Genomic DNA, 17,912 nt, shown 5'->3' on the forward strand with positions numbered 1-17,912 from the left:
TGAATTAAGAAGGATTGAAGAGCCAAGTAAAAAGTAAAAAGGCAAAAGTTTGAACTTTTCTAAAGTTTCGGATGACGGTTTTGTTATGGGGAAGATTTTTAAGCTATTTGATTAGGACTGAAGGGCCGGGATATCAGAGGGATGGTTGTAGGCCGTCCCGGGAAGGGGATTTAGAATGAAAAATGATGAATGAAAAATGTAGAGTGATGAGTGGAATTTAAGAGCCAAGGAAAAAGTAAAAAGGCAAAAGGGTTGAGAATGTAGAATTAAGAAGGATTGAAGAGCCAAGTAAAAAGGCAAAAGGAAAAAGTGGGATTACGGAAGGAAAAAAGACGCTGCGCTTGGCTTTTGTTACACGGAGGAAAATAAAGAGCCAAGTAAAAAGTGAAAAGGCAAAAGGGTTGAGAATGTTGAATTAAGAAGGATTGAAGAGCCAAGTAAAAAGTAAAAAGGCAAAAGTTTGAACTTTTCTAAAGTTTCGGATGACGGTTTTGTTATGGGGAAGATTTTTTGAGTCAATTGATTAGACCATCCCGATAAGGAGTAAAATATGGCAATATAAAGCAAAAAGGCCATCCCTGATTATTCAGGGACGGCCTTACAATTATGGTTGGTTGTGGATTAATTAATGCTGTTGAAGAATCTGCTCCAACGGATTTTGTTGAACATGGACTTGTGTTTGTCCAAGGACAGCCATAGGAACCAAGCTTTGCCCACGATATGGTCTTCCGGAACAAATCCCCAATACCTGGAGTCCAGCGAATCGTGCCTGTTGTCACCCATCATGAAGTAGTAATCCTGTTTAAATGTGTAGCTAGTTACTTTTTGACCATCGATATAGAGTTCATTGTCCCTCACTTCCACATTTTCATGACCTTCATATTTTTCGATGGTGAAAGCATATTTAGCAATATTGTCAGGATCCATTTCTATGGTCCAACCTTCAGCTGGGATGGTCAATGGCCCCATATTGTCTTTGTTCCAACCGAAGTATGCCCCATCAGGAAAAACCCTCGGATCACCTAAGTCCTGTCTTTCCACTCTCATGGTAACAGATCCTACTGCAGGGGATTTTCTTAATCTATCAATACTTTCCTCTGTTGCCATCACCATGTAGCCTGAGCCATTAGAAAAAGGCATGAAGCTTTCCGGATTGATGCCATAATCACTGAAAAAGTCAGCGCTAAGGTTCCTGTCTGTCATCACATCATAGGAATATTGCATCTCTTCCGGTTTGTATCCAGGTTCACCATTGATAAATACCTGAGTCCCTACAATCTCAATCTCATCTCCGGGAATTGCAACAGCCCTTTTGATGTAGTTGGTTTTGAGATCAACGGGGAATTCATACTCTGCCGGGTAGTTGAAGACTACCACATCATTTCTTTTGACTTTGGTAAAACCGGGAAGTCTCATATATGGCAATTGTATCCAATCTACATAGGAGTTGGCGTTAGTACCCCAGATTTTTTGATGGGTCAAAGGAATCTGAAGAGGAGTTCTCGGAATTCTTGTGCCATAATGCATTTTACTCACAAAAAGGAAATCACCTACCAAGAGTGATTTTTCCATAGAAGCCGTAGGAATGGTAAAAGGTTCTAACAACAACCACCGGATCAAAGATGCGGCTATTACGGCAAAAATGAGTGCGTCAGCCCATTCGCGGACTGCTGATTTTTTCTTTTTTTCTTCTGTCATTTTGGTAGAAAATTTTAGAAAGATAGGAAATCATCCATTGATAATACACCTTTTTTATCTTTTATCCATTCCGCCACTAAAACTGCGCCAAGGGCAAAACCTTTGCGGCTATGTGCGGTATGGCTGATTTCAATATCGTCTATTTCAGACTGATACCGTACAATATGGGTACCTGGTGCAGGATCGATACGCTTGGCAGAAATGTACAGGGATTGTTCGTTTTCGGGCTTTCCGTCGGACAGTTTCCATTCCTTCAGACGTTCAATCTCACCCAAGATCCCTTCAGCCAGGGTGATGGCAGTGCCGCTTGGGGCATCTTTTTTCTCTGTATGGTGGATTTCTTCCATACTGACTTTATAGTCAGTCTGATCTTTCATCAGAGAGGCCAGAAACCTGTTGACTTTAAAGAAAACGTTTACACCGATGCTGTAATTGGAGGCATAGAAAAAGGCAGTTTCTTTTTCCAAGGTCAGGGCCGCAATGGCCGGTTTTTTATCCAACCATCCTGTGGTTCCCGATACTACAGGGATTTTTCTGTTGATCGCCCAACTGATATTTTCCACAGCTGCATCAGGTTGGCTGAATTCAATCGCCACATCGATGTTTTTGGGGTCAAGCTGATCCAGGTCATCCCTATTGTCAATATTGATTTTTCCGACTATTTGGTGGCCACGGGATTCGGCTATTTCACCGATAATTTTGCCCATTTTACCATAGCCTAATAGTAATATATTCATGTTTAAAATGTGATTTTCATAGATAATCCAAAGATGTTACCACCTGCGGTCAAGGTTTCAAAGCTGGGTTCGAACCTGAAGCTCAGGTCTTCGCTGACATCAAATCCTGAAAGGTGGGCATCTACCTGTGCATCTATGATATTGAGTGCGTAGATACCTACAAAAAGGAAATAATTCAAATCCCTGTTTCTCCTCCAATAGTTTACCTGTCTCACCAAACCATCCCTGTTAAGGTTCGGGAAATTATTGGTTTCGTTCTGATCAAACAAGAGCAGACCTTCCTTTAAGGCCTGATATCTAGTGTTATTGAAATGGATAAAGAAGATATTGGTGGCAAATCCTCCATAGATGATTGGTACTTTCCAGGCTTTGTTATTGTACACCTGTCCTGCACCTGGTAGGATTGCTGAAAGCAAAGTGGCCTTTTTGGGGTCTTTGATATCTTTATCATTCAATGAGATTTCTACTGTATCTGAAGCAATAACCTGGCCCGAGGCAGTTTTTGAGCAAAATGCCAATAAAACAAAAACAGCAATGATACTTGTATAGATCATTGCCTTTTTGTTTTGCGTTTGGGTTGAATTGGGAATTGCCGTATTCAATCTTAAATGATATCGAGGATTTCCAAAATTCTATTTAGATCATCAGCAGAGCCAAATGGGATTTTTATTTCGCCTTTATTTTTGCCGTCTGCTTTTAGCTGTACTTTCGAACCAAAGTGGGAAGAAAGCCTTTGCTGTATTTTTCCGATCTCATATTTTCTCACTGGATCAAGACCCTGGGTTTTTTCGGTAGATCTTTCTTCAGGTCCTTCATTCAATGCTTTTACCAAAGCTTCTACTTTACGAACGCTGAGTTCTTCAGCAATGGTTCTTTTGTAGATATCCAATTGTTTGTCAATATCTTCCACATTGATGATGGCACGTGCATGTCCCATGGAAATGAGGTTGTCCCTCAATCCTGCCTGAATATCAGGTGGAAGTTTGAGCAGACGCATGTAGTTGTTGACAGTAGTCCTGTTTTTCCCTACACGCTCACCGAGTTCTTCTTGTTTGAGGTTACACTCAGCCATCAATCTTTGATAAGAATGGGCAATTTCGAGTGCATTGAGGTTTTCACGCTGAATGTTTTCAATGAGGGCCATTTCCAGCATTTGCTGGTCATTTGCTGTTCTCACGTAGGCGGGTACTTTTTCGAGGCCGGCCATTTTGGAAGCCTGAAAACGTCTTTCACCAGAAATCAGTTGGTATTCCCCATCAGCGAGTTTTCTGACCGTAATAGGCTGAATAATCCCCTGAACCCTGATGGATTCAGCGAGTTCCTGAAGTGCTTCTTTGTCAAAATGGGTTCTGGGTTGAAAGGGGTTGACCTGAATTTCAGACAGGGCTATTTCATAAATTCCTGTTTTAGGAAGTTCTGAGAGCAGCTCCTGGTTCTTTTCTTTTTGAGGTGAATCCTTCAACAAAGCCCCCAATCCTCTTCCCAGTGCAGCCTTCTTTGGTGTCGGTTTTTTATCAGCCATAATTTTTTTTCAATCAGTTAACTTTCATCTTCCCGTTTTTGCTGGCGATCTCGCTGGCAAGATTGAGGTATGCCATTGCGCCTTTACCTTCAGCATCGAATGCGATTACCGGAAGGCCAAAACTTGGAGATTCACTCAATCGTACATTTCGGGGAATGATGGTTTCAAATACCAGGTTTTTGAAGTGCATTTTGACCTCATCTACTACCTGATTGCTCAGGCGTAGCCTTACATCATACATGGTCAGAAGTATGCCTTCTATTTCCAGTTCAGGATTAAGCCTGGTTTGTATGATTTTAATCGTATTCAATAATTTGCCCAGACCTTCCAAGGCGAAATACTCACATTGTACAGGAATGATGACAGAATCAGCTGCTGTTAGGGCATTGATGGTAATCAAACCTAATGATGGGGAGCAGTCGATGATCACAAAATCATAATTTTGTCTGATTTTGGCGATGACTCCTTTCATTTTCTCTTCCCTATTGTCCAGGTTGATCATTTCAACCTCAGCACCGACAAGGTCGATATGGGAAGGAATCAGGTCTAAATTTTCTATTTCCGTCTTAAGGATGATCGATTCTATATCTGTACCATCAACCATACATTCATAGATGCTGGTGTCTATCTCTTTGGGATCATGTCCCAAACCTGAAGTGGTATTTGCCTGTGGATCGGCGTCGATCACAAGCGTTTTGAATTCCAAGACAGCTAGACTGGCAGCCAAATTCATCGCTGTGGTGGTTTTTCCAACACCGCCTTTTTGATTGGCTATGGCAATTACTTTTCCCATTTGATTAATTATAGGGTAATAGATTCTCCAATATTAAGTAAAATCAATTCTTTTCCTGCTTTTGTCGCAGCTTTTTTTGCATCATCGAGATCAATTTCTATGTAAGGAAATGTGTCGAAGTGCATGGCAACAATCTTTTTGGTGCCCACAAAGTCTGCTGCTTTGATGGCGTCATGGATGCCCATGGTAAAATTATCCCCGATAGGCAAGAAGGCAAAATCGATTTTGAATTCTTCTCCGATCAGTTTCATGTCATAGGTCAGCGCAGTGTCACCTGCATAATAAAAGCAACCATGGGCATGCTTGATGACAAAACCTCCCGGATTACCCCCTGAGGCTCCGTCTGGCAAGGTGCTGCTATGGACTGCATTTACGTATTTCACTTTTCCAAAGTCAAATATCTTGCTGCCTCCATGATTCATGGGATGATATTTTTCCACTCCTTTTTCAGCAAACCAAACAGCGATTTCATAGTTGGAGACAAGCATCGCATTGTTGTTTTTGACGATGGCCTCTGCATCGGCCACATGGTCTTCATGTCCATGGCTTAAAAGCACATAGTCGGCTTTGATTTTTGAGACATCAATATGGGATGCTTTAGTATTTGGGCTGATAAAAGGGTCAAAAACGATCTGTTTATCACCGATCTTTACCAAAAAGGACGAATGTCCATAATATGTAATTTCAGTCATGACCTTTCTGTTTAATGGAATTGTTGGCCTACAAATATATGATTTATATCCAGTCCGAAAATTAATTGTTTTCCACAACGGAATGTGGATAGCTTTAAGGTGTTGATTTTGAAAATACTAGCACAAAAAAAGAGACCCCGAAGGGTCTCTCATTAATCTTTTTTCTTTTTGTTGGCATCAGCTGCTTTCATCGCATCTTCCAGTTTTTGCTGGAATTTGGATTTCTTTTTGTTCACGTTTTTCTTTTTGTTCTCTTCGATTTTCTCTCTGATCTTAGTGTCATCCACAAATAACTTGATCAAAGCCTGCTGACCGAAGGTCACCATGTTGGAAACAAAGTAGTAGAAACTCAGGGCAGCAGGGAAAGAGTTCAATACAAACATGAAGATTACCGGCATGATGTATCCGAGGTTTTTCATCGGGCCAGTCTGCGCTGTCAATTGATTGTTGAAGTGTGTATAGGCGATTTGTGAAACCGTCATCAACAAGGTAAACAAACTGACGTGCGCCCCATAGAAAGGAATGGTAAACGGTAACCTGATAAAGGCATCATAAGTAGAAAGGTCATGTGCCCAAAGGAATGATTCCTGACGCAATTCGATGGCGTTCGGAAAAAAGAAGAACATGGCAAACAGGAACGGCATCTGGAACAACATCGGCAAACAGCCTGAAATAGGGCTGACACCAAGTTGGCCAAATAGCTTCATCTGCTCCTGCTGCATCTTGGTTGGATCATCGCCATATTTTTCCTTCAGTTCATCAATTTCAGGTTTGATCACCCTCATTTTGGCCATTCCTGTGTAAGACTTATAAGTCAATGGGAACAAAGCCAACTTGATGATCAACACGATCAGGATGATGATGATCCCGTAATTGTTGAAATATTTTTCAAGGAACTCGAATAAGTTGACAATGATATATTTGTTGACCCAGCTCACAAAGACATAACCCATGTCCACGTTTTTCTCAAAACCCTCAGTTACTTTTTTGAGGCCTTTGTAGCTGTTCGGGCCAAAATAATAACTCAAGTCTGCTTTGCCGTTTTCCAAAGGCAGTACCAAACTTGCTTTCATATTTTTGATGGAAAGGGTGTCCTCTGGCGTTACTTGGTTCAATACTGCTGAACTGAAAGCTTTGTCAGCAATGATACCGGAGGTAAAGAATCTTTGGCTGAAGCTGACCCATTTAATAGGTTCTTTGACTTCAGCATCATCAGAAGAAGAAGTCAGGCTCAGGTCATCATGAGAACCTGCGGCGGTGAAGAAATTGACATTGGTTTTTCTACGGGATTCTTCTATATCTTCTTCTTGTCTTTGCAACCTGTCGTCCCAAAGAATCTGCACATTGGAATCAGTAAGATTGGCATTCAGACCGACAAACTCCAGGTTTTTGGCCAATACAAACTCACCGTTTTTCAAGGTGTAGGTCCTGGTAATCCTGCCATTGCCAGATTGTGCAGTAAAGGTTAAAATACTGGCTTCTTCGCCATCAATCTCAGTAGTAGAAAGGGTAGGGTTGAAGAAAAACTGGTTTAGGCTGAAGTCTCCTTTGTCTGTTTTGATGTTATAGCTCAGGTCTGAACTGCTTTCATCCAAGACGATCAATGGTTTCTGATCCCAGGTTTTATATTCCTTTAATTCTACTTTGGTGATTTCTGCACCTTTTGTAGAAAAGGTCACAATCATTTTATCATTTTCCAGAATGACATCTTCAGCTGTACCTTTGGTCATGGCTGCAAAGGCCCCAAATTGTCTCTGAGCGATGATATCCTGAATACTGTCTGATTCTACTGATGGTGCTGCTTCCAGGCTCTGTGCTGTTTCTTCCTGAACTGTCTGCACTTGTTCCGTCTTCACTTCTTCCACGGGAAGGGGTTCAGGTGTCGTTGCAAAGAAAATCGAGTACACCAGTAATACTGCTGCAAAGAGCATCAAACCTACCGCTTGGTTTCTATCCATATACTTTACTTTATGAGCTCTTGAAAAATCAAAGGTAACACTTTGCAATTTGGAATATGACATTCCTCCTTACAAAGCGTTACCTCCGGATCATTGAGCCGAGATATTATTTTACTTTTTTATTCTCAATTGTTGCTGTAATGAACCTCACAAATAATGGATGTGGATTCAGGACAGAACTTTTATATTCCGGGTGAAACTGTGTACCTACGAACCAAGGATGGTTTTTCAGTTCTACAATTTCAACAAGCTTGGTATCCGGGTTGATGCCAGAAGGGATCAATCCATTTTCTTCAATAGCTGCCAGGTATTCGTTGTTAAACTCATATCTGTGTCTATGACGCTCATTAATTTTGAGTTTGCCATAAGCATGTGCGGCCTTACTTCCTTTTTTGAGCTCACAAGGATACGAACCTAATCTCATGGTTCCGCCCATTTGCTCCAGATTTTTTTGTTCATCCATCAAATCAATGACTGGGAACTGGGTGTTCGGGTTCATTTCCGTACTGTTTGCACCTTCCAGCCCAAGCACATTTCTGGCAAATTCGATGACAGCCACCTGCATTCCCAGGCAGATCCCGAAGAATGGTAAATTATTTTCGCGGGCAAATTTAACAGTTTCTATTTTACCTTCAAGGCCTCTTTCTCCAAAACCTGGTGCCACCAGGATTCCGTCCAGATTTTCAAGTTTTTTGGCTACACTGTCAGGATGAAGTTCTTCGGAGGAAATCAGGCTTAGGTTGACCTTGCATTCTGCCGCAGCACCGGCATGGACAAAAGCTTCGATGATGGATTTGTAAGCATCCGGTAGGGATACATATTTACCGATCAGACCGATATTGACTTCAGAAGTCGGGTTTTTATGTCTGCCTAGGAAATCTTTCCATTGCTCAAGATCTGTATTGGTTCTGGAACTTAGTTTCAGCTTGCTCATCACCCGCTCATCGAGCTTTTCTTTCTTCATCAGGAGGGGCACATCGTAGATGGTTTCTGCATCCATGGCTTCGATGACGCAGTTCAACTGTACGTTACAGAAAAGAGAAAGCTTCTTCTTGACTTCTATCGGTAGCGGGTGTTCTGTACGGCACACCAGGATATCCGGCTGAATACCTGCTTCCAACAATTGCTTGACAGAATGCTGGGTAGGTTTGGTTTTGAGTTCTTTTGCGGCTGCTAAGTAGGGGATTAGGGTAAGGTGTACCACCAAAAAGTTATTGGCGCCCAAGTCCCATTTTGCCTGTCTTACTGCTTCGATAAATGGCAGTGATTCAATATCACCTACACAACCACCAATCTCTGTGATGATGACATCGAATTTTCCTTCTTCACCTAATTTGAAGAAATTCCTTTTGATTTCGTCGGTAATATGTGGGATGACCTGTACGGTTTTTCCCAGGTATTCACCTTTTCTTTCTTTGGTGATGACATTGTTGTAGATCCTGCCAGTGGTGACATTGTTGGCCTGGGAAGTTGGGGTGTTGAGGAACCTTTCGTAATGCCCGAGGTCAAGGTCGGTTTCTGCTCCATCTTCTGTGACATAGCATTCCCCGTGCTCGTAAGGGTTAAGAGTTCCCGGATCAATGTTGAGGTAGGGATCGAATTTTTGGATGGTGACGCTAAAGCCTCTGGCTTGAAGGAGTTTGGCCAGGGAAGCCGCAATGATGCCTTTTCCAAGGGAGGAGGTCACGCCTCCGGTGATAAAGATGTATTTGGTGGATGATGCCATAAGAATGGAGAGGATCTAAATTTGTTTTGATTCTTATGGGATTCAAAGGTACGGGAAATATTTGATTTGGGGAGGAATTTTTTCAATGAAAGTTGATGTAGGGGAAAGGGATGTAGAATGTTGAATGAAAAATGATTTAAAGAGCCAAGTAAAAAGTAAAAAGGCAAAAGGGTTTAGAATGTTGAATGAGGAATGAAAAATTAAGAATGGAAATATAAGAGCCAAGGCAAAAGTAAAAAGTAAAAAGTGGGATTACGGAAGGAAAAAAGACGCTGCGCTTGGCTTTTGGTACACGGAGGAAAATAAAGAGCCAAGGAAAAAGTAAAAAGGCAAAAGGGTTGAGAATGTTGAATTAAGGATGATTAAAGAGCCAAGGAAAAAGTAAAAAACTTGTCCCGAAGAATTTCGGGAGGCAAAAGTTTGAACTTTTCTAAAATTCCGGATGACGGTTTTGTTATGTGAAAGATTTCTGAGCAAGTTGAATAGGCCTGAAAGGCCGGGATATTAAAGGGGTGGTTGCAGGCCATTAATTGAGAATGTAGAGTGATGAATGAAAAATGAAGAATGGAGGTGTTGGGTAAAGTTGAGGATGACGGTTATGGATAGGGAAGGGAGTTTTTGAGTCTATTGAATAGGCCTGAAGGGCCGGGATATCGGAGGGATGGTCGGAGGCCATCCCGGATACGCCGGCGATATGGAACCGTGGATCGAATTGAAATGATAACCACTCCTGCCTGCTGCAGGCAGGAATTACACGAATTTCACAAATTTTTAAATCTACATTTTCGCTGCTGAGGGAATTTGATGTGATTTCCTGATCAATGCATCACTAAAAATGAATTAGGCGCGAGGCTTTCGAATTTTCACTAATTCTTGTGCGGATTGAGATTAGGGGAGTCCTGCTTCAGGAGAAGCAGGATAACCTACAAATAGTGAAGAAGGCCTCCGAGGTTTTTAAAACCTCAGAGGTCGGGGGAATGGTTGGTTAAAAATGCTCTTTGATATAGATCATCACCTTTTCCATTTCTCTTCGGATCTCGGAGGCTTTGTTGAGGTAATTGTTGTTCATAAAAGCAAAGGCATACACCTTACCTGAATTTCCCCTTACCAATCCCACCAGGGCATGGTTATTACTGATGGTGCCGGTTTTGGCAAAAACATAAGGTCTTGGGGCTTTGTAATTGTTTTTAATGGTGCCATTGATACCGCCCTGTGGCAATAGCTGCATCAACTGGCTTCTGGGCATCAACTGGTCTAATTTGGTCATCAGGGTAACCATCGATCTAGGAGTTACCAAGTTGTGACGGGAAAGCCCTGAACCATCCACCCACTGCGGGTAATCAGGCATATCGGAGAAATAATTCTTCTTGATATATTCAATGGTCCTTTCTGTATTAAGCTCTCCAAAAAGCTGGTCTGAAACCATCAGCAAGATCTGCTCAGAAACAAAATTGTCGCTTTCCTGGAGCATCTCTCTCCACAAAGGCGTTAAAGTACCGCCTTTGAATGTTTTGGCATGGGCAGGAATCTTCCCTTTAGTCAGTGTGACAGGCTTGCCCAAACTTTCTTCCAATAATTTGGCCATCAGATCAGGCGTGGTTATAAATGGTAGGGTGGCATAAGGGTTGACGTAAAGGGAAGGATTGTAATGAAAACTGTTGGAATTGAAATCCCTTTGAACGCCCCTGATTTCTTTATCACTCCTGACCACCATGGACCTGAACATGGGAATGTTTGGGACTGGTATTTTATTGGTATTGGTGAAGGTGACGATATTGCCATATACCGGCAAGGGAAACCGCTCTGCAGAATAGGCGTAGTAATAATCATCCCACTGCCAGCCATAACCAAAGGAGGTGTCTTTCCAATTATCCAGGGAAAGGTTGACTTTTTTATAGGGACTGAAAAATTCCTTCAGCTTGGGTTGGGGCAGAGGCGTGTATTTCCAGGAAGGATCTCCGGATCCCCAGATGGTGATTTCATCGCCGTTATTGACATACCTAAAACTGACAGTGCTATCCCTTAAGACGACCAAACTGGCGTAAAAAGTCAGGAGCTTGGTGGTAGATGCCGGAATGAAATTCATGTGGCTATTGCGCTCATACATCACCCATTGGCTGTCGAGGTCATATAACATGAAGCCGGTAAGGTGGTTGTCGAAAAATGAATTGACGCCCAAAAGTTCATCGAGCTCCGCATACCGGTTTCGGATTTCTGTTTCCTGGGCAAAAGAACTTAAACTCAGAAATAGGATTGCAATCAGGAAAAGGTACTTTTTACTCATGCTTTTGGAGATTTTGCAGCCCAAACCAACATCAACCAGCCTACCATAAAGGCAACGCCGCCCAAGGGCGTGACGGCTCCCAGCCAACTTATTCCGCTCAGGGAAAGGATGTATAAGGAACCGGAAAAAATAAGAATTCCTAACAGCCATGCCCAGATGGCTTTGGCAAGGAGGCTTCGTTCAGGTTGAAGCTGAAGCCAAATGGCCACAGCAAGGATTGCCAAGGCATGGTAAAAATGATATTTGACGGCGGTTTCAAAGGTATCCGTTCTTCCATTGGCTTCTAAAATCGGTTCAAGGCCATGGGCGCCAAATGCCCCGATGCCCACGGCCAATGCTCCCAGGATGCCTGCTAACTGTATATAAGAACTAGTTTTCATGTTAATTGTAATTTCTTTCCCCAAAAATGGCTGTCCCTATCCTCACCATGGTACTGCCTTCTTCCTGAGCAATCAGATAATCCCCGCTCATGCCCATGGAGATTTCTTTCAATTCAACATTAGGGGGTAGGTTTCTGTTTTTCAGTTGATCAAATAGGCTTTTGAGTCCGGCAAACTCTGACCTTATCAGTTCTTGATTCTCGGTGAAGGTAGCCATTCCCATCAAACCTGTGATTTTGATATTGTTGAGCTGTTTGAGTTCTTCTGAATTGAGTAATTCCTCCAGTTCTTCTTCGCTGAAACCGAATTTACTTTCTTCTTTAGCGATGTGCAATTGCAGAAGACATGGAATTACCCTTTCCGATTTTTGTGCCTGTTTGTCAATTTCAATCAGCAAGCGTAAGGAATCCACACCATGGATCAGGTGGACAAATGGAGCGATGTATTTCACCTTGTTGCGCTGTAGGTGGCCGATCATGTGCCATCGGATATCTGTAGGCAATTGGGCGTGTTTATCCACCATTTCCTGCACTTTGTTTTCTCCAAAATCCCGGATTCCGGCCTCGTAGGCTTCCTGTAAATCCGAGATGGGTTTGGTTTTGCTGACTGCAATGAGGAGACAATCTGGGTTGATAAAAGTATTTTTTACGGCAATTAGGTTTTCTTTAATTCGCATTCCTTTATTTTTGATTATTGACAGGTTCATCAATCAAACAAAGATATGGCGTTATTGGGTACATTACTAAAAAAAGGTATCAGATTAAGGGAATCTTTGGATCAGGAATACAGTAGTCCGGCGGAGCTTCAAAAGCAGGAGTTAAAAAAATTACTGATCCAGGCGAAAGATACTGAATTTGGAAAAAAGTACCGTTTCGATCTGATTTTAAAGGAGTTTAAAAAGCCAAATAAGGATTTTTATAGGGCTTTTAGCAGCATGGTGCCGACCTATCATTATGAAAAGATTTATCAGGAATGGTGGCATAAACTGAAGGAAGGGGAGAAGAACATCACCTGGCCGGGCGCTATCCGCTATTTTGCCCTGACCTCAGGGACTTCTGGGGCTTCCTCCAAATACATCCCCATTACCAAGGATATGGTGAAGGCCATCAGAAAGACGGGGGTGAGGCAGATTTTGTCATTGTCCAAATATGATCTGCCGGATAAGCTTTTTACCAAAGGCATCCTGATGCTGGGTGGAAGTACAGACCTGGAGTTTAATGGCACTTTCTTTTCCGGAGACCTGAGTGGCATTACGACCGGAAGGTTGCCGATTTGGTTTCAGCGCTTTTATAAACCCGGCAAGCAGATTTCCAAGAATAAAAACTGGGGGGAGAAGCTGGAGCAGATTGTAGAGATGGCTCCCAAATGGGATATAGGGATTATTGTGGGTGTACCGGCATGGTTACAGATTTTGTTGGAAAAGATCATCGAGCGCTATGAGCTGAAGACTATTCATGACCTTTGGCCCAACCTCAGCATTTTTGTCCATGGTGGGGTGAGTTTTGAACCTTACAAAAAGGGATTTGAGAAACTGCTCGATAGACCTTTGATTTATATGGAAACCTATCTTGCATCAGAGGGATTTTTGGCTTTTCAGGCATTGCCCAACCGGCGTTCGATGCGTTTGGTGCTGAATAATGGCATTTTTCATGAATTTGTTCCTTTCAATGATGAGAATTTTGATGAAAACGGAGAGCTGAAAGATGAACCCAAATTTCTCTATATCGATGAAGTGGAGGAAGGGGTGGACTATGCGCTGTTTATCAGTACCTGTGCCGGAGCGTGGCGGTATCAGATTGGGGATGTGATCCGTTTTGCCTCTGTGGAGGAGTCAGAAATCTGTATTACCGGTAGGACCAAGCATTTTTTGAGTCTTTGTGGGGAGCATTTGTCCATGGACAATATGAACAGGGCCATTGAAATGGTGTCAGAAGAGATGAACCTGAATATCAAAGAATTCACGGTATTGGGATTGCCTTATGGTTCGCTGTTTATGCATCAGTGGTTTGTGGGTACTGATGATCAGGTGGATGCAGAGAAATTGATGTCACGTATTGATTCCCATCTCAAAAGCCTCAATGATGATTACATCACGGAGCGGGAGCATGCTTTGAAAAGAGTTTCCTGTATGGTACTCAGTCCATCCTTATTTTATGATTGGATGCGCGAGCAGGGTAAGGAAGGTGGGCAGAACAAGTTCCCGAGGGTTTTGAAGGGGGACAAAATGGAGCAGTGGTTGGCATTTTTAAAAGAAAATGGTGTTCAGGTATGACGCAGGCATTGGTAGAAGGCGTCAGTATGGGGCTACTGTTGTCAGCGATGGTTGGCCCGGTATTTTTTACCTTGATCCAAAGCAGCCTTGAAAACGGTTTTCGGTATGCTGTGGTGCTGGCCTTGGGGATTTTGCTGAGTGATTTCATCTATGTGGTGATCACCTATTTTGGGATCAGTTTGTTGTCCCAATTTCCCAATTTTGAGTTTTATCTGGCTATAGGAGGTGGTTGTGTTTTGATTGGTTTTGGTATTTCCTCCTTTTTCAAAAAGATAAAGGACAGGCCTAGTACAGGAGGTTTGCCATTGTACCATGTAAAGAAGCGGACGGGATTTATCAAAGGTTTCAGTATCAATGGGATCAATCCTTTTGTGTTGTTGTTTTGGATATCTGTGGCGGGTTTTGTGACGATTAAGGATGAATTTGACAAGGTGGATGTGGCGGTGTATTATGGGGGAATTTTGGTCACGGTTTTTTCGGTGGATGTACTGAAGGCATACGTGGCCAAGAGGTTGAAGAAGTTTGTGACGCCGAGGGTGATGTTGGGATTGAACAGGGTGGTGGGATTGGCTTTGGTAGGTTTTGGGATGAGGTTGTTTTGGTTTGCGTATTCGATTTGAAAAAAGAGCCAAGTAAAAAGGGTTGAGAATGTTGAATTAAGAATGAAAAATGATTGAAGAGCCAAGTAAAAAGGCAAAAGTAAAAAGTCGGATTTCGGAAGGAAAAAGACGCTGCGCTTGGCTTTTGGTACACGGAGGAAAATAAAGAGCCAAGGAAAAAGTAAAAAGGCAAAAGGGTTTGGAATGTTGAATTAAGGATGATTGAAGAGCCAAGGAAAAAGTAAAAAACTTGTCCCGAAGAATTTCGGGAGGCAAAAGGGTTTGGAATGTTGAATTAAGAATGATTGAAGAGCCAAGGCAAAAGTAAAAAACTTGTCCCGAAGAATTTCGGGAGGCAAAAGTTTGAACTTTTCTAAAGTTCCGGATGACGGTTTTGTTATGGGAAAGATTTCTGAGCAAGTTGAATAGGCCTGAAGGGCCGGGATATCAGAGGGATGGTTGGAGGCCATCCCGGTTTAGGGGAAATCTCTATCGAAGGTAAACGAGCCTGAAGGGCGCAGATAATTTTTTTGAATTACACAGACCCGCCTGCAGCCGGCAGGGTTACACAGAGAAGACACAGAGACTCACAGAGATTTTTTAAATACCACTAAGACCACTAAGGATCACAAAGAAAATTGAAAGGATGGGGAGGTTTTTTTACATAATTCTGGCGTATGAATTAGGACAAGACGGAGGAAGAACGCTAAGCAGCTGGCGCTAGGTAATCTAAATTTAGGTGGGTACCAAAGAGCCCCAAGGGGGCGTACTGTAAAAGCCCAGGGTAGGACCGAGCGTTAAAAATTAGTCCAGAGGACTAATTTAGCGAGGGGCCAGGTTGTAGGGTGGGAAAAAGAGCCAAGTAAAAAGGCAAAAGTTTAGACTTTTCTAAGGTTTTGGATTACGGTTTTAGTGAGGAAAGTGAAAATAGAATAGTCCAGCTTCTGGAGAGGGCTGGCCGTAAAGACAATACCCAGTGGGTATTTTTAGGCCAGAGCCAGGTTGTAGGGAGGGAAAAAAACTTAGCTTGGTCCAAGTCTCCCTCTTGGGAGATAAATCTGAAGTCTCCTTGAACCAATATAGAGACTCGAACCAATGTAGATTGATGTTGGAAATATTGCGCTTGGTGAAGGGAATTCTGCTTTGTGTCAAAATGCCTAAACTTTTTCCTTTCTAGACTTGCAAAAAAGATATCACTGAGTAAATTTGTTACTCATGAGTAAGATTTTTACTCGATTTTTGGTAGGTCTTGGATGGGACTGAAAGGGCGAAGCCGTGTTGAGTTAAGAATTAAAAATTAGAAATGAAGAATGAAATGTAGAATGGATTCTAGTTTCAATTCAAGTTACTTGTTTTGCTTAGAGGTAATGATGATTGAGTCAATGATTTTAATGATTTCTTTGATCTCTTTAGAAAGGTATTCAAAATCAGGGTGATCTTTAAGCAATTCTTTTCTGTCAAAAAGATTTAACCAAAATGCAGTTTCTCGAGCCTCTTTTGCAGCTATACTGAATTTGTTAATAAAGTCATTTTTAGATTGGGCTGCTTGCCCTTCCACGACATTAGCTCCAATAGAGGTTCCAGAACCCACGATCTGTTCAGATAACCTGTAATGCTTTTGCTCTCTTAGGTAAAAATAAACATTAAGGATTTTATCCGCGAAAACAGTAGTTTTTTCTAATATGATATTCTTCATGGCTTTTTAGGCAAAGAAATTAATTTATTAAAATACAAAGCCCATTTTATCCGATTAACTTAAAACCAATTTTCTTGATTATTTAAATAAATCAATTAAAGGTTTGAAAGTCATTCCTAATTAAAAATTCTTAATTCCACATTCATTTGCTCGAATCCCTCGTCACTTCCAAAACCAGAATCAAATTGTTGCTGAAGTTTTTTTCGCACAACAATTCGGGATATCTGCGTTCTTTGGCGAAGGAGTTTGATGAATCGACCAATTCGGTGAGGGTGGAACTCAACAGGTTGACCGAGGCGGGGCTGCTCAAGGCGGGAGAAAATGGGAAGACCAAGCTGTACAGGGCCAATGAATCCCATCCGTTTTTTCAGGAGATCAAGAATATGGTGTCCAAGTTTCTGGGCTTGGACGAACTCATGGAAAAGATCGTGCTGCGCATGGGCAACGTGGAGAAGGCCTATATCGTGGGGGATTATGCGCAGGGCATTGATTCAGGGACGATAGAGATGATTTTGGTGGGAAGGGACTTGGATTTGGAATACCTGGATTTTTTGATGGACAAGACCTATGAAAAGGTACACAGAAAAGTGAAAGTGACGGTGCTGGAAGAGGACCCGGAGGAGGTGAGTGGGTTTTTGGTTTATGGTTAAGGATGCTGGGCTTGTTTTTTTTGAACCATTAAGGAGTTGAGGTATTAAGGGGGAAACTAAGAGCCAAGTAAAAAGGCAAAAGGCAAAAGGGGGGGGAGAATGTAGAATGTAGAGTGATGAATTAAGAATGAGGGGAAAAAGTTGTCATTGTTGTCGGGTTGTCGGGTTGGAGCTTTGGTAAGTATGGGAGATCGGGTTTGTGGGAGGTTATTTAAGAGCCAAGTAAAAAGGAAAAAGGCAAAAGGGGGGGTGGAGAATGTAGAATGAAGAGTGATGAATTAAGAATGAGGGGAAAAAGTTGTCATTGTTGTCGGGTTGTCGGGTTGGAGCTTTGGTAAGTATGGGAGATCGGGTTTGTGGGAGGTTATTTAAGAGCCAAGGCAAAAGGGTGGAGAATGTAGAATTAAGGATGATTGAACAGCCAAGGAAAAAGTAAAAAACTTGTCCCGAAGAATTTCGGGAGGAAAAAGTTTGAACTTTTCTAAAGTTCCGGATGACGGTTATGGATAGGGAAGGGAGTTTTTGAGTCGATTAAATAGGCCTGAAAGGCCGGGATATCAGAGGGATGGTTGGAGGCCATTAATTGAGAATGTTGAATGAGGAGTGAAAAATGAAGAAAGGAAATATAAGAGCCAAGGCAAAAGTAAAAAGGCAAAAGGGTTGAGAATGTTGAATTAAGGATGATTGAAGAGCCAAGGCAAAAGTAAAAAGGAAAAAGAGTTTGGAATGTTGAGTTAAGAAGGATTGAAGAGCCAAGGCAAAAGTAAAAAGGCAAAAGAGTTGAGAATGTTGAATTAAGGATGATTGAAGAGCCAAGGAAAAAGTAAAAAACTTGTCCCGAAGAATTTCGGGAGGAAAAAGTTTGAACTTTTCTAAAGTTCCGGATGACGGTTATGGATAGGGAA

15 protein-coding genes are annotated in these 17,912 nt (G+C 42.1%); 3 read left to right on the top strand and 12 right to left on the bottom strand.

Going from position 1 to position 17,912, the window contains the following annotated elements; genetic code table 11:
- Window positions 1-621: 621 nt before the first annotated feature.
- The 11 genes from lepB to ACFFIP_RS18000 form a co-directional block, all read right to left on the bottom strand.
- Complete coding sequence (gene lepB / locus ACFFIP_RS17950) at window positions 622-1,698, bottom strand: signal peptidase I (RefSeq protein WP_382389145.1); 1,077 nt, start codon at window positions 1,696-1,698, stop codon at window positions 622-624.
- 14 nt (window positions 1,699-1,712) lie between these two features.
- On the bottom strand, window positions 1,713-2,435 hold the full coding sequence (dapB, locus tag ACFFIP_RS17955) for a 4-hydroxy-tetrahydrodipicolinate reductase (protein WP_382389146.1): 723 nt from the start codon (window positions 2,433-2,435) through the stop codon (window positions 1,713-1,715).
- Window positions 2,436-2,437: 2 nt separating this feature from the next.
- Entirely contained in the window at window positions 2,438-2,989 is a 552-nt protein-coding gene (locus tag ACFFIP_RS17960; protein ID WP_382389147.1) for a DUF5683 domain-containing protein, read from the bottom strand.
- 50 nt (window positions 2,990-3,039) lie between these two features.
- Entirely contained in the window at window positions 3,040-3,957 is a 918-nt protein-coding gene (locus ACFFIP_RS17965; protein ID WP_382389148.1) for a ParB/RepB/Spo0J family partition protein, read from the bottom strand.
- A gap of 13 nt (window positions 3,958-3,970) precedes the next feature.
- Window positions 3,971-4,750 carry a ParA family protein gene (locus ACFFIP_RS17970; protein ID WP_382389150.1) on the bottom strand — a complete coding sequence of 260 codons (780 nt, stop codon included), beginning with the start codon at window positions 4,748-4,750 and terminating at the stop codon, window positions 3,971-3,973.
- A gap of 8 nt (window positions 4,751-4,758) precedes the next feature.
- A complete protein-coding gene (locus tag ACFFIP_RS17975; protein WP_382389152.1) occupies window positions 4,759-5,442 on the bottom strand; it encodes a metal-dependent hydrolase in 684 nt (227 codons plus the stop codon).
- A 152-nt stretch (window positions 5,443-5,594) separates the two neighbouring features.
- Window positions 5,595-7,400, bottom strand: coding sequence for a membrane protein insertase YidC (gene yidC / locus ACFFIP_RS17980; protein ID WP_382389153.1), 1,806 nt, complete (start codon window positions 7,398-7,400; stop codon window positions 5,595-5,597).
- A 106-nt stretch (window positions 7,401-7,506) separates the two neighbouring features.
- Entirely contained in the window at window positions 7,507-9,126 is a 1,620-nt protein-coding gene (gene pyrG / locus ACFFIP_RS17985) for a CTP synthase (protein ID WP_382389154.1), read from the bottom strand.
- Between the two features lie 985 nt (window positions 9,127-10,111).
- Window positions 10,112-11,410: a D-alanyl-D-alanine carboxypeptidase gene (locus ACFFIP_RS17990; protein ID WP_382389155.1), complete on the bottom strand. Its 1,299-nt coding sequence runs from the start codon at window positions 11,408-11,410 to the stop codon at window positions 10,112-10,114.
- A complete protein-coding gene (locus ACFFIP_RS17995; protein ID WP_382389156.1) occupies window positions 11,407-11,790 on the bottom strand; it encodes a DUF423 domain-containing protein in 384 nt (127 codons plus the stop codon). Before ACFFIP_RS17995 ends, ACFFIP_RS17990 begins: the two co-directional genes overlap by 4 nt.
- Window position 11,791: 1 nt before the next feature.
- Window positions 11,792-12,466: a YggS family pyridoxal phosphate-dependent enzyme gene (locus tag ACFFIP_RS18000; RefSeq protein ID WP_382389157.1), complete on the bottom strand. Its 675-nt coding sequence runs from the start codon at window positions 12,464-12,466 to the stop codon at window positions 11,792-11,794.
- Between the two features lie 45 nt (window positions 12,467-12,511).
- On the opposite strand from ACFFIP_RS18000, the gene ACFFIP_RS18005 reads away from it, so the two are divergent.
- Together ACFFIP_RS18005 and ACFFIP_RS18010 are read left to right on the top strand one after the other, a co-directional pair.
- Window positions 12,512-14,062, top strand: coding sequence for a GH3 family acyl-acid amido synthetase (locus ACFFIP_RS18005; RefSeq protein WP_382389158.1), 1,551 nt, complete (start codon window positions 12,512-12,514; stop codon window positions 14,060-14,062).
- The gene (locus ACFFIP_RS18010; protein ID WP_382389159.1) at window positions 14,059-14,682 is read left to right on the top strand and encodes a LysE family translocator; all 624 of its coding nucleotides are present in this window, start codon (window positions 14,059-14,061) and stop codon (window positions 14,680-14,682) included. Before ACFFIP_RS18005 ends, ACFFIP_RS18010 begins: the two co-directional genes overlap by 4 nt.
- Before the next feature lie 1,324 nt (window positions 14,683-16,006).
- Here ACFFIP_RS18010 and ACFFIP_RS18015 read toward each other — a convergent pair.
- Window positions 16,007-16,357 (bottom strand): four helix bundle protein, encoded by a 351-nt coding sequence (locus ACFFIP_RS18015; RefSeq protein WP_382389160.1) that lies wholly within the window; start codon window positions 16,355-16,357, stop codon window positions 16,007-16,009.
- Window positions 16,358-16,503: 146 nt separating this feature from the next.
- On the opposite strand from ACFFIP_RS18015, the gene ACFFIP_RS18020 reads away from it, so the two are divergent.
- Window positions 16,504-17,007: a winged helix-turn-helix domain-containing protein gene (locus tag ACFFIP_RS18020; RefSeq protein ID WP_382389161.1), complete on the top strand. Its 504-nt coding sequence runs from the start codon at window positions 16,504-16,506 to the stop codon at window positions 17,005-17,007.
- The last annotated feature ends 905 nt before the right edge of the window (window positions 17,008-17,912 follow it).

This window comes from Fontibacter flavus (genome assembly GCF_042432905.1).
Lineage (GTDB): Bacteria > Bacteroidota > Bacteroidia > Cytophagales > Cyclobacteriaceae > Fontibacter > Fontibacter flavus.

Bases quoted from the DNA above. Each gene is read 5' to 3' on its own strand.
- lepB (WP_382389145.1), bottom strand. From the start codon at position 1,698: ATGACAGAAGAAAAAAAGAAAAAATCAGCAGTCCGCGAATGGGCTGAC.
- dapB (WP_382389146.1), bottom strand. From the start codon at position 2,435: ATGAATATATTACTATTAGGCTATGGTAAAATGGGCAAAATTATCGGT.
- ACFFIP_RS17960 (WP_382389147.1), bottom strand. From the start codon at position 2,989: ATGATCTATACAAGTATCATTGCTGTTTTTGTTTTATTGGCATTTTGC.
- ACFFIP_RS17965 (WP_382389148.1), bottom strand. From the start codon at position 3,957: ATGGCTGATAAAAAACCGACACCAAAGAAGGCTGCACTGGGAAGAGGA.
- ACFFIP_RS17970 (WP_382389150.1), bottom strand. From the start codon at position 4,750: ATGGGAAAAGTAATTGCCATAGCCAATCAAAAAGGCGGTGTTGGAAAA.
- ACFFIP_RS17975 (WP_382389152.1), bottom strand. From the start codon at position 5,442: ATGACTGAAATTACATATTATGGACATTCGTCCTTTTTGGTAAAGATC.
- yidC (WP_382389153.1), bottom strand. From the start codon at position 7,400: ATGGATAGAAACCAAGCGGTAGGTTTGATGCTCTTTGCAGCAGTATTA.
- pyrG (WP_382389154.1), bottom strand. From the start codon at position 9,126: ATGGCATCATCCACCAAATACATCTTTATCACCGGAGGCGTGACCTCC.
- ACFFIP_RS17990 (WP_382389155.1), bottom strand. From the start codon at position 11,410: ATGAGTAAAAAGTACCTTTTCCTGATTGCAATCCTATTTCTGAGTTTA.
- ACFFIP_RS17995 (WP_382389156.1), bottom strand. From the start codon at position 11,790: ATGAAAACTAGTTCTTATATACAGTTAGCAGGCATCCTGGGAGCATTG.
- ACFFIP_RS18000 (WP_382389157.1), bottom strand. From the start codon at position 12,466: ATGCGAATTAAAGAAAACCTAATTGCCGTAAAAAATACTTTTATCAAC.
- ACFFIP_RS18005 (WP_382389158.1), top strand. From the start codon at position 12,512: ATGGCGTTATTGGGTACATTACTAAAAAAAGGTATCAGATTAAGGGAA.
- ACFFIP_RS18010 (WP_382389159.1), top strand. From the start codon at position 14,059: ATGACGCAGGCATTGGTAGAAGGCGTCAGTATGGGGCTACTGTTGTCA.
- ACFFIP_RS18015 (WP_382389160.1), bottom strand. From the start codon at position 16,357: ATGAAGAATATCATATTAGAAAAAACTACTGTTTTCGCGGATAAAATC.